Annotated in this window: 8 protein-coding genes; 2 read left to right on the top strand and 6 right to left on the bottom strand. The window is 71.7% G+C overall.

What is annotated here, in order from left to right:
• Positions 1 to 231: 231 nt before the first annotated feature.
• On the top strand, positions 232 to 1,104 hold the full coding sequence (locus ACERZO_RS02340) for an alpha/beta fold hydrolase (RefSeq protein ID WP_372660892.1): 873 nt from the start codon (positions 232 to 234) through the stop codon (positions 1,102 to 1,104).
• On the opposite strand, the gene ACERZO_RS02335 is transcribed toward ACERZO_RS02340, so the two are convergent.
• The 4 genes from ACERZO_RS02335 to ACERZO_RS02320 form a co-directional block, all read right to left on the bottom strand.
• Positions 1,101 to 3,308, bottom strand: coding sequence for a hypothetical protein (locus tag ACERZO_RS02335; protein ID WP_372660889.1), 2,208 nt, complete (start codon positions 3,306 to 3,308; stop codon positions 1,101 to 1,103). The genes ACERZO_RS02340 and ACERZO_RS02335 overlap by 4 nt on opposite strands.
• On the bottom strand, positions 3,305 to 3,928 hold the full coding sequence (locus tag ACERZO_RS02330) for a TetR/AcrR family transcriptional regulator (RefSeq protein WP_372660886.1): 624 nt from the start codon (positions 3,926 to 3,928) through the stop codon (positions 3,305 to 3,307). The genes ACERZO_RS02335 and ACERZO_RS02330 overlap by 4 nt, the downstream gene beginning before the upstream one ends.
• A gap of 95 nt (positions 3,929 to 4,023) precedes the next feature.
• Complete coding sequence (locus ACERZO_RS02325) at positions 4,024 to 4,992, bottom strand: phosphotriesterase family protein (protein WP_372660883.1); 969 nt, start codon at positions 4,990 to 4,992, stop codon at positions 4,024 to 4,026.
• Positions 4,992 to 6,644, bottom strand: a complete 1,653-nt coding sequence (locus ACERZO_RS02320) for an AMP-binding protein (protein ID WP_372660880.1) — start codon at positions 6,642 to 6,644, stop codon at positions 4,992 to 4,994. Before ACERZO_RS02320 ends, ACERZO_RS02325 begins: the two co-directional genes overlap by 1 nt.
• A gap of 286 nt (positions 6,645 to 6,930) precedes the next feature.
• Between ACERZO_RS02320 and ACERZO_RS02315 the strand changes: the two genes are divergently transcribed.
• Positions 6,931 to 7,743, top strand: coding sequence for a hypothetical protein (locus ACERZO_RS02315; RefSeq protein ID WP_372660877.1), 813 nt, complete (start codon positions 6,931 to 6,933; stop codon positions 7,741 to 7,743).
• On the opposite strand, the gene ACERZO_RS02310 is transcribed toward ACERZO_RS02315, so the two are convergent.
• On the bottom strand, positions 7,723 to 10,791 hold the full coding sequence (locus tag ACERZO_RS02310) for a glycoside hydrolase family 2 TIM barrel-domain containing protein (protein WP_372660874.1): 3,069 nt from the start codon (positions 10,789 to 10,791) through the stop codon (positions 7,723 to 7,725). The genes ACERZO_RS02315 and ACERZO_RS02310 overlap by 21 nt on opposite strands.
• Before the next feature lie 94 nt (positions 10,792 to 10,885).
• Positions 10,886 to 11,797 (bottom strand): alpha/beta fold hydrolase, encoded by a 912-nt coding sequence (locus tag ACERZO_RS02305; RefSeq protein ID WP_372660871.1) that lies wholly within the window; start codon positions 11,795 to 11,797, stop codon positions 10,886 to 10,888.
• Between the last annotated feature and the right edge of the window lie 35 nt (positions 11,798 to 11,832).

Below are 11,832 nucleotides of genomic sequence, written 5' to 3'. Positions count from 1 at the left end.
CCTTCGGTGCGTCTCATGCACCCAAGGTGGCCTTCGGTGCGTCTCGCGCACCCAAGGCCGCCTTGGGGCGCTCCGGCGAGCCCACTATCGTGAATCCGTCTCGGTTTCTTCGGAATTTTCGCTCATCTGAGCGAAAATTCTGTGAGCCACACCACTCGGGAGGCAAAAGGGTGGCAAAAGTGCCCCCGTTCCCATGGTTCTCCCCACCCGGCGGGATCTAGCCTGGGCGCCATGGAATTCGCCGTCGCACCGACGGAAGCGCTGGAGGAATTGACCGTCGCCGTCGGCGGGCATCGGCACAGCGCGCTCGCCGCCGGGCCCGAATCCGGGGAACTCGTGCTCTTGCTGCACGGGTGGCCCGAATTCGCGGAGTCCTGGACCGAGCAGCTGCACGCCCTCGGCGAGGCCGGCTACCGCGCCCTCGCCGTCGACCAGCGCGGGTACGCCCGCGAAGCGCGACCCGAGGGCGTCGAGCACTACTCGATCGAGCACCTCGTCGGCGACGCGCTCGCCTTCGCCGACAGCCAGGGCGCCGACCGCTTCCACCTGGTCGCGCGCGACTGGGGCGGCATGGTCGCCTGGGCGCTGGCCACCGCGCACCCCGGCCGGCTGCGGTCGCTGACCGTGCTCTCCACCCCGCACCCGTCGGCCCTGCAGGCGGCCGCCGCCACCGACGACGGGCAGTTCCACGACCTCGGTTACATCCGGTTCTTCCGCCGCGGCGTCGGCAAAGCCGAGAAATTCCTCTTACGCGACGAAGCGGCGCAATTACGCGCTGTCTACAATCGGCGGATTCCGGTCGAAATCGTCGAACGCACGGTCGCCCGCCTTTCCGAACCGGGCGCCCTGACCGCGACGCTGAATTGGTACCGCGGCGCCACGAACGACGTTTTCGACGTCCCCGCGGGCCGCATCACCGTGCCGACGCTCTACCTGTGGGGCAGCGAGGACCCGTACCTCGGCCAGAGCGCCGCGGAGCTGACCGTCCACCACATCGACGCCGAGTACCGCTTCCAGATCATCGAGGGCGCGAGCCAGTGGATGGCGATGGAAGCCCCCGACGAGGTCATCGCCGTGCTGCTGGACCACCTCCGGCACCACTAGCCGGTCTTGCGGACCAGCCCCGTGTAGCCGACGAGCGCCAGCGTGGCCAGCGCCCAGATCGCCGCCTGGACCAGCCAGATCGCCACCGTGAACCACTGACCGGCGGCGATCCCGGTGTTGAGGTCGCACCGCCCGCGCACCCCGGGCGACAACGGCAGCCCCCGGTCGAGACCGACGCCGATCAACTCGACCGTCGTGCAGGGCGTACCGACGGCAGCGGTGAGGTCCGCGGTCCGCTCGGCCGCGCGGTGACCGCCGTCGCGGACGTGCCCGGCCCACAGCCCCAGCCCGCCGGCCGCGACCAGGGCGAGCAGCAGCACGGCGGCCGCCCGACGCGCGCGGTAGCCGTACCCGGCCAAGGCACCCCACAGCCAGTGGAACCGCCGGGCGAGCCGGCCGCCGATCGCCTCGGGCGCCCGGCGCCGGCGGTCACGCTGCTGGGCGATGAGGATGTGCCGCGCGTTCCCGTCGTGCCCGGCGGCGCGCTCGGACGCGGCCAGCTGCTGGTACGGCCCGGGCCGGTACGCGGCGGTGTGCGAGCGGATCAGAGTCAGCCACTCGCGCCAGGTGACGTCGCCGAGCGAGCCGAACCGGAAGCCGTCCAGGTCCACGAGACCGACTCCCGCCGGGGGGAAGACCGGCCCGTCGACCACGGCGCCTTCGACGCTCACGAGGGTTCCGGTGGCGACGATCTCCGCCCTGGTGAAGTCGAGCCGGCCACCCACGTGGGCACCCAGCAGGCGGATCGTCGCGATTTCACCGGCACCGGTCGCCCTGAGCCCGGTCAGCTGCACGTTTTCCCGGACCCGGCACCGGTCGGCGAACAGCGCGGATCCGGTGTCGTTCGCGAGCACGGCATTGTCGAGAGCGAGCTGGCCCGCGATCTGGGCGCGGGCCAACCGGAGCGCGCCCCGCGGACCGGTACCGGTCATCCGCACGTCGCTGAGGTCCAGGGTGCCGTCGACGTGGAGGTCGTCGGCTTCCAGCGCGGGGCCGCCGGTCGAGGTGACCTCGACTCCGTCGAGATCCGCGTAGCCGCCGACGCGGGCGCCCGCCAGGTGGATCGTGCCGGTCGCCGCCAGCCCGGTCAGGCGCAAGCCGCCGTCCACCCGGAGCCGGTCGCCGATCAGGGCCGGCCCGGTGTCGCCGGCGAGTTCGGCGCCCATCAGGTACATCCGGCCGGCCACCTGCGTGCCCATCAGGCTGACCGCCCCGCTCGCCCGCAGCCCTTGGGCGTGGACGCTGCCCTCGATCCGGGCGCTGTCGGCGCTCACCGCGCGGCCGCCGGGGTTGGCGAACACCGCGCCGCCCAGGTTGAGCTGGCCGTCGATGCGGGCGCCGAGCAACGAAACCGCGCCGGTCACGGTGACGCCGGTGCCGTACAGGCCACCGGCCCGCAGCCGGTCGGCGCCGATGGCCGGGCCGCGGTCGTTGGTCAGGGTGGCGTCGCCGAGGTCGAGCTGGCCGCCGACCCGGGCGCCGAGCAGGCGGAGCGCGCCGTCCTCGCCGCCGCCGGTCACCGTGGCGCCGGGCAAGCCGAAGTCGCCGTCGACCGCCGCGCTGTCGGCGTGCACCACCGGTCCGGACTCGTTGGCGAGCACCGCCTCGCCCAGGAAGACCTCACCGGAAACGCGCGCGCCGAGCAGGCGGATCGCGCCGCTGCCGCCGGCGCCGGTCGCCTGCAGGCCGACCCCTTTGACAGCCCGGCACTCGAGGTCGTCGAGGAACAGCGCGGGGCCGTCGCTGCTGCGGATCTCCGCGCGGGCGAAGACGGCCAGGCCGTCCACGCGGGCGTCGCGCAGGCAAAGCACGCCGAAGTCGCCGGAGCCGGTCGCGCGGACGCCGGTGAAGTCGAGGTCGTGGCCGATCCGGACGCCGGTGCCGTCGAAGCCGGCGATCCGGCTGCCGGACAGGTCGAGCCACGGCAGCGTCGCGGCCCGCGCGGAGATCCGGTTCACGAGCACGCAGTCGACCAGCGCCAGCCCCACCGGCGCGTCGACGTGGTCCAGGTTCAGCGTCCCGGCGATCCGGGCGCTCCCGACGCGCACCCCGCGCGGGTCCACCGGACCGCGCAGGCCCAGCAGCAGCTCGCGCAGGACCGCGGCCCGCACCGGGGCGCCGGTCACGTACGCGAGGCCGCGCCGGGCCGCGTCGACCAGCTCTTTTTCCGCTCCGGTCAGCTTGTCGAGAACGGGCAACGTCACGCAGGCGGCCGCAGCGCGTCCAGGAGCAGGTCCGCGTAGTGGTCGCCGACCTGGCGCGCGGAGAGCGTCCCGCCGCGGCGGTACCACGAACCCAGGTGGTGGACCGAGCCGAAGAAGAAGTCGACCACCACGTCAGCCGGCTTGTCCGTGCGGAACTCCCCCGACGCCTGGCCTTCCTCGATCAGGCCGCGGAAGCGTTCGTGGTACTTGCGGCGCTCGGCGCGGACCGCCTTCTGCTTGTCCGGCGAGAGCTGGTGCATCGACTGCAGGAAGATCGTGTTGTCGTCGAGGTTGTCGATGCTGGAGACCACGACGTCGGACGCGGCGGCGCCGAGCCGTTCGCGCAGCGGGGCGGCCGACGAGGCGACGCTCTCCAGCTGCCGCGTCTGCTCGCGCAGGACGCGCGCGTAGATCTCGTAGAGCAGGTCGTCCTTCGAGCCGAAGTAGTGGTACATCGCGCCCTTGGTGACGCCCGCGGCCTCGACGATCTCCTGGACCGACGTCCGGTCGAAGCCCTTCTTGGCGAACAGCTTCGTGGCGTGCTCCAGCAGCCGCCGGGGCACGGCGGCCTGGTCGTCGCCGGAGGCCTCGCCCGGCTTGCGGGTGCTTGCTCGGGTCACGGCAAGTACCCCCTCTCTCCATCCATGCCCCCACCGCCGCCCTCAACGGAGGCGCTGCGCGCCGCTGGATCGAATCCGACGCACAGGATAACGGCTCACGCCTGCCAGGACAGGAACCGCCGCGGGTTGTCCACGAGCATCGTCGTGATGTCCGTTTCGGACACCCCGCGCTCCCGCAGCGCCGGCAGCACGTCCCGGGTGATGTGCAGGTAGTGCCAGTTCGGCGTCAGCACGGGCAGCTGCTCCGAGGGCAGCCAGTCGATGTAGCAGGACGCGTCGTGCGAGAGCACCATGCTGCCCGCGTACCCGCGTTCGCACAGCGCCGCGACCGTGTTCACCCGCTCCTCGAACGGCAGCAGCAGGTCCAGGCCGAACCGGTCCATGCCGAGCAGCGATCCGCGGTCGGCCAGCTCGGTCAGGTACCCGAGGTCCGTCGAATCGCCGGAGTGCCCGACCAGCACCTTGGCCAGGTCGACGCCCTCGTCGGCGAAGATCGCCTGCTGCTCCAGCCCTCGCCGGGTGCCCGCGTGCGTGTGGGTCATGATCGGCGCGCCGGTCTCGACGTGCGCCTTCGCGACCGCCCGCAGCACGCGCTCGACGCCGGGTGTCACGCCGGGCTCGTCGGTCGCGCACTTGAGCAGCCCCGCCTTGACGCCGGTGCCGGCGATGCCCTCGCGGATGTCCCCGACGAACATCCCGACGAGCGGGTCCTCGCCCTGCAGCATCGTGCCGGGCCCGCGGAAGTGCAGGTAGTGCGGCACGTCGTTGTAGGTGTAGAGCCCGGTCGCGACGACGATGTTGACCTCGACCTCGGCGGCGACCCGCTGCACGCGCGGGATGTACCGGCCCAGGCCGATGACGGTCGGGTCGACGATCGTGTCGATCCCCGCGTCCTTCAGCTCCTTGAGCCGCCGGATCGCCTCGGGGACGTGCTCGTCCTCGCGGAACCCTTCGTGCTCCGGGTAGTTGGCGACGAACTCGGGGCTCAGCACGAAGAGGTGCTCGTGCATGAGGACCCGGCCCAGCGCTTCCGGCGCGATGGCGCCGCGGACCGTCTCGACCATCAGCCCCTCGCCCGCAGCTCGCGGCGCAGGATCTTGCCGCTGGTCGTCTTCGGGAGTTCGTCGAGCACCTCGATGGTGCGCGGGTACTTGTAGGCGGCGAGCCGTTCCTTGCACCACGCGACCAGTTCCGCGGGATCGGCGGTCGCGCCCGGCGCCGGGCTGACGTACGCCTTGACCGTCTCGCCGCGGTATTCGTCCGCGATCCCGACCACGGCGGCCTCGCGGACCGCCGGGTGCGTGTACAGGACGTCTTCGACTTCGCGCGGCCAGACCTTGAAGCCGGATGCGTTGATCATGTCCTTCTTGCGGTCGACGACGTAGACCCAGCCGCGCTCGTCCATGAACCCGATGTCGCCGGTGAGCAGCCGGCCGCCGGGCAGCGCCTCGGCGGTGGCGTCCGGCCGGTTCCAGTAGCCGGAGACGACCATCGGGCCCTCGACGGCGATCTCGCCCGCCTGCCCGAACGGCAGTTCCTCGCCGTTCTCGCCGAGGATCCGGACGATCGTGTCCGGCACCGGCAGGCCGATCGAAATCGTGCCGGACTCCGGGTCGATCGGCGCCTCGAGCGTGCCGGGGACGACGACGCAGCCGGCCGTGGTCTCGGTGAGGCCGTAGCCGTTGTGGATGTAGTGCCCGGTCTTCGCGCGGAACGCCTCGACGACCGCGGGCGGCAGCGCGGCGCCGCCGGAGTAGAGCAGCGCGAACGACTCGAAGTGCTCGCGGCTGAAGGACGGGTGTGCCATCAGCGCCATGTAGGCCGTCGACGGCCCGACCGTGTACGACGGCCGGTGCTCGAGGAAGGCGTCGAGCACGACGCCCGGCTCGAAGCGGTAGGCGAGCGCGAGCGTGCCGCCGATGTCGATCGCGGAGCCGACTTCGCAGACCATGCCGGTGATGTGGAACAGCGGCGCGAGCCCGAACAGCGTCGAGCCCGCCGGGAGGCCGCTGAACGAGCCGAGGCCGGCGGCGTTGGTGCCGATGTTGCCGTGGGTGTTGGTGGCGCCCTTCGGCGTGCCGCTCGTGCCGGAGGTGTAGCTGATCAGCGCGGTGTCGTCGAGCGCGAACGCGGGTTCCGGCGGCTTCGGCCCCGGCGTGGCGGCGGCTTCGAGGAGCTCGGTCGCGCCCGGCGTCTCCTCCTTTTCGACCTTGGCGAGGACGCGCTCGTCGTCGCGGGTCTGGAACTCCAGTTCGCTGGTGGTGAGGGCGATGCCGACGCCGTTGGCCGCGGCCGTCTCGCCGATGTAGGCGTTCCAGCCGCGCTGCGAGCAGACGACCGCCTTGACGCCGGCGTCGGTGAAGACGTGGGTGAGCTCGCGCTCGCGGTACATCGGGTTGACCGGCACGACGATGCCGCCGGCCTTCCACGCGCCGAGCAGCGCGATCACGAACTGCGGGATGTTCTGCAGGACCAGGGCGAGCCGGTCGCCGCGGGCGAAGCCGTTCCGCGTCAGGTAGCGCGCGAAGCCGTCGGAGAGTTCGTCGACCTGGCGGTAGCTCAGCCGGGCGTCGAAGTACGCGATCGCCGCCCGCTCGGGCCACTCGTCAACGGCGCGGCGGAACGACTCCGGCAGCGTCGTCGGCTGCGCCGGTCCCGCGTCCCGCACTCGTTCGTCGTAGCTCGCGAGCCAGGGCTTCGCGTCGTACCAGCTCATCCAGTGACCTCCCTTGGACACCGACCGGTCGGTATGCCGACGCTAGGAGGCCGGGGCGGTCCGCGTCAAGACCCGGCTTCGCGGGAATCGCAGAAGCCGCCTTTCACACCTCAATACGTGTCCCGGTTCGGAATGGTTCACCATCTCTCCGATTACCGTTTTTTCCTGGACAAATCCCTGGTGGAGCCGCCACGATAGCCTCCGCGGCCCACTCGGCCGCGCCATTCGGAACAACCGCGCGCTGCCCGTGTGGACCCTCTCTGTTCACGCTAACTTGGAGTGATTCATGCCTGCTACCGGTGGACGGCACCGCCTCTCGCGGCGGACGAAGATCGCGACGGCGGCCCTCGGCCTCGCGATCGCGGCCGGAGCTCTGGTGATCGCGACGACCGTCGGCGACCCCGGCGCGGCCAACGCGGCCGGCGCGGGCCCGTCCGGACAGATCACCTGCCCCGACGTCGCCTCGCGGCTCCCGGCCATCCCCGCGTCGGCCCAGGCGGAGGTCCAGCGCAACCTCGACCTGCTCAACACGCAGATCTCGGAAGCCAACAACCGGCTCGTCAGCACCGTCGGCCAAGGTGGGCCGAACTTCGTCCAGAACGCGATCCTGGGGCCGTTGAAGGACAAACGCGTGTCGACGATCGACCGGATCGCGATCGCCATCGGCCGTCAGGGCCAGAAACCCCAGGGCCTCGACAGCTTGGCCACGTGCTCGCTGGGCGGGCAGGCGAACACCGGCACGGTGCCGGCCGCTCCGGCGCCGGCCCAAAGCAGCGGCAACACCGGGAACACGGGGAACACCGGGACCGCGGCCGGGCAGATCACCTGCCCCGACGTCGCTTCGCAGCTGCCCGCCATCCCGGCGTCGGCCCAGGCCGAAGTCCAGCGCAACCTGGAACTGCTGGACACGCAGATCGCCGAAGCCAACAACCGGCTCGTCACCAGCGCGGGCGAAGGCGGCGCGAACTTCGTGCAGAACGCCATCCTCGGCCCGCTCGAGGACAAGCGCGTCGCGACGATCAACCGCATCGCGACCGCCATCGGCCGCACCGCGGACAAGCCGCAGGGTCTCGACGCACTAGCCCCGTGCAGCCGCTGACAGGGCGCTGATCCGCAGGAAGCCCTTGGCGGTCATGGTGATCCGCACTTCGGTCGTCGTGACGGGATCGAACTCGAGCGTCGTCGGGTCGTTCGAGCCGCTCCCCCACGTCACCTTCACGTTCCGCGCCGGCTCCCAGCCCCGCGCGGTGCGGTACGCGATCTCGATCGCCGCCGGCAACGCGTGGTTCCCGTCCACGACGAAGTCCGCCGCCACCGCGCCGATCCGCCGGGCCGCGGGCCAGGCGAGCGACACCCAGTCCTGCGCCCGCGGCCGGCTCACCGCGGGCAGTGTCGCGGTCGCCTGCTTGACGTAGAAGTTCGACCAGCCCGTCGCGGGGTCGCCGTCCAGCATCGCCGCCGGCAGCGTGTCCGGCGCGCCCGAGTAACTCGCGTCCGCCGCCACGAAGGCCGGCGGCACCGGCCGGTCCGCGGCCCGGGCGCCGGGACCGTTGCGCTGCCCGAGGTTCGTCCCCGGCAGCGTCGTCTTCCCCGGTGCCAGGCCGGGTGCGGTCGCCGTGACGGTGATCGGGCCGCGGCCGCCGGTCGCGGCGATGACAGCCACCGCCTGACCGCGGAACGCCGGGATCGTCGGCTGCTGGTAGCTCTGGGCGAGTTCCTGGCGTCCGTTGTCGACACCGGCGACCCGCCCCGGCCCGCGGACGGCGAACCGCAGCACCGGTTCGGCGCCGGGCACCACGACCCCGCCGGCGTCCACGACGGACGCCGTCACGAACGCCATCGCACCGTCGCCACGCGGCTCGGCGGTCAGCGTGACGGCGTGCGCCGGCCCGGCCGTGACGAGCCGGTCGCGCGCCACTTCGCGGCCGCCGGACGTGGCGATCGCGGTGAGCGTGCCGGGTTCGAACGGCACGGTCCACGTCAGGTGCAGCTTGCCGGTGCCGCCGTTCGGGCTGGTGTAGCTGCCGGAGGGGTCGTTCTTGTCGTCGCCGGCGGGTTCGGACGTCTCCAGGTAGGGACGTCCGTCCACAGTGGTCTTTCGGTCGAAACGCCTGATGCCGAGCGATCGTCCGTTGAGGACCAGCTCGACGGTGTCCACAGTGGAGTAGACCCACACCGCGACCGGTTCGCCGGGCCGGTGGGTCGTCCAGTCCACCGGCGTCAGGTGCACCATCGGCGCGGTCGTCCACTGGCTGCGGAAGAGGTGGAAGGCGTCCTTGGGCAGGCCGGCGCTGTCGATGGCGCCGAAGAACGACGTCTTGACCGGGAAGACGTCGTAGGGCGTCGGCTCACCCAGGTAGTCCTGCCCGGCCCAGAGGAACTGGCCCTGGCAGAACCGCCGGTCGCGGTCCTTCTTGAGCGAGTACTCGCCGCTGAACGTCCACGAGGCCAGGTTGTTGTCGTACGACGAGGTCGCGCGCTTGCCCGGTGTGTGGTTCTCGCCGGTGTTGAGCAGGTCCGGGTCCTGGTACACCCCGCGCGTCGAGGTTTCCGACGACGATTCGGACTCGAAGAAGAACTTGTCCGGGTACTTCGCGTGCAGCCCGTCGATCGACTGCGCGGTGTTGTAGTTGACGCCGAGGCCGTCGAGCTGCCGCAGGATCAGGTCCTGGGGCGAGCCCGGCGCGGGCACGCTCCGGTAGCGGTCCGACCCCATGACGACGGGCCGGGTGGGGTCGATCCCGCGGACCGTCTTGATGAGCTCCGCCGCGATGGCCGGGCCGCCCGCCATGGACGCGTCCGGTACCTCGTTGCCGATCGACCACAGCACGACGGCCGGCGAATTCTTGGCCGCGTGCACCATTTCCGCGATGTCGCGCCCGCTCCACGCGTCGAAGTCGCGGTGGTAGTCGAATTCGAGCTTCCCGGTCCGCCAGCAGTCGAACGCCTCGACCATCATGAGGATCCCGAGCCGTTCGCAGACGGTCACCAGCTCGGGCGCGGGCGGGTTGTGGGCGGTCCGCAGCGCGTTGGCGCCCATCGCGAGCATCAGCCGCAGCTGGCGTTCGAGCGCGCCCGCGTCGATCACCGCGCCGAGCGGCCCCTGCGTCGAGTGCAGGTTCACCCCGCGCAGCTTCATCGGCTCGCCGTTGAGCGAGAACCCGCGGTCCGGGTGGAACTCGGTGTACCGGAAGCCGAAGTCCGCGGTGGTCGTGTCGAGCACGCGCCCGGCCACGACGACGTCCGTGCGCACGCGGTACAGCCGTGGTTTCCCGGCCGACCAGAGCCGCGGTTCCGGAACGCGCTGGACGGTGACCGCCGTCGCGGTCTTCCCGGCTTGCACCGGCACGGTCGTTCCGCCGCTCGCGACGACGTGGCCGGCGGGGTCGGTGACGGTGGTGCGCACCTCGGCCGCCAGCGCCCCGGCGGAGTCGTTGACGACGTCGGTGGCCACCCTGACGGTGCCGCGCCCGGCGGCGATGTCCGGTGTCGTGACGAAGGTGCCGTGCCGGCCGACGTGCACCGGTTCGGTGACCACCAGCCGGACGCGGCGGTGAATGCCGCTGCCGGAGTACCAGCGGCTGCTGGGCAGCGGGTTCACCGCGCGGACGGCCACGACGTTCGGCGTCCGGCCGTCGGTGTGCACGCGGCTGGTGAGGTCGAAGGCGAAACCGGTGTAGGCGTACGGGTGGTTGCCGAGCAGTTCGCCGTTCAGGTACACGTGGGCGTCGGAGTAGACGCCGTCGAACTCGACCGACACGCGCTTCGCCGCGAGCGACGGCGGCAGCGTGAAGGTCCGGCGGTACCAGCCGAGGCCGCCTTTGAAGAAGCCGGAGCCGCTTTGGGTGCCCCGGTCGGTGGGTGGAAGTTCGATGCTCCAGTCGTGCGGGACGTCGACGACCTGCCACTTCGAGTCGTCGTAGGCGGGGTCCGGCGCGTCGGCGAAGCGGCCGCCGGGGTCGGTGACGCCGTCGGGGTCGGCGAGCGCGAACCGCCAGCCGGCGCCCAGGTCGGTGGCCCGGCCGGTGAGGTCGAGGCCCGGCCGCGCGAGGGCCTCGGCGGCCCGGGCGGCGGGCGCGGCGGCGGAGGTGATGACGGCGGCGCCGAGACCGCCCAGGACTACGCGTCTGCTCGGGGTGTTCGGCATCGGTGAAGTCCCTTCCGGCGGGCTGACGCGGCGGAAAGCACTATTGCACAAGGGTTTCCGGGTGGACAAAGGGTTCGATAGTTTCGAACACCCATTACTCCGCCCGTGCGTGACCGATGAAAGCGGTCACCGCGTCCACGACCGCGCCGGGCTGCTCGTCGGGGATGAAGTGGCCGGACTTCGAGATGACGACACCGGTCACGGTGTCCGCCCAGGGGCCGAGGGAAGCGGCCATGTCGGGGATCGAGCCGTGGGAACCGGAAATCCCCAGCACCGGGACGGTCAAGTGCCGCCGGTCCAGAGCTTCGCGGTTCTTGCGCGCGGATTCCGCGGCGTCGCGGTAGTAGGCGAGAGACGCCCGGAGACCCCCGTCGGCCGCGATGGCGGCGGCGTAGTGGTCGATCTCGGTGCTGTCGAACGTGTTCGCGGACAAGGTTTTGGCCGTCAGGAACCACTCGACGTACTCGCGCTCGCGCCCGGCGAGCAGCGTCTCGGGAAGGCCGGGCACGACGTGGAACGCGAAGTGCCAGGTCTTCCAGGCCCGCCCGGGATCCGTGGGGATCGTGTCCGGGAGGGTGATACCGGGGATGCCGGCGTCGAGCAGGGCGAGGCCGTGCAGGTGCTCTTCGTGCTTCAGGGCGAGCGAAAAGGCGACCCAGGCTCCGACGTCGTGGGCGGCGAGCCAGTACTTCGGCACGTCGAGCGCGGTCACCGCGGCCTGGACGCGCGAAGCGACGGTGTGCGTGTCGTAGCTGTCGTGCGGGCGATCGGAGTGACCTTGTCCCGGCAGGTCGATCGCGAGCACGCGGAAGCGCTCGGCGAGGCCCGGCATCGCCTTGCGCCAGGCCCACCAGGTCTGCGGGAAGCCGGCGAGCAGGACGACAGCCGGACCGGCCGGCCGGCCGCCGTCCACGACGTGGAGCCGGACGCCTCCCGCGTCGACCCAGCGGTGGGTGAACCCCGCGAGGTCGTGCAGCGGCAGCCCGGCGATCGCAGTTTCGGTCATGTCGCCACCCTAGCTCATCTTGAACTGTTCGGTTC

The organism is Amycolatopsis kentuckyensis (genome assembly GCF_041679295.1).
GTDB classification, from domain to species: Bacteria; Actinomycetota; Actinomycetes; order Mycobacteriales; family Pseudonocardiaceae; genus Amycolatopsis; species Amycolatopsis kentuckyensis_A.
Note: the sequence above shows the minus strand (reverse complement) of the source record. Positions and strands in the feature narration are given on the sequence as shown.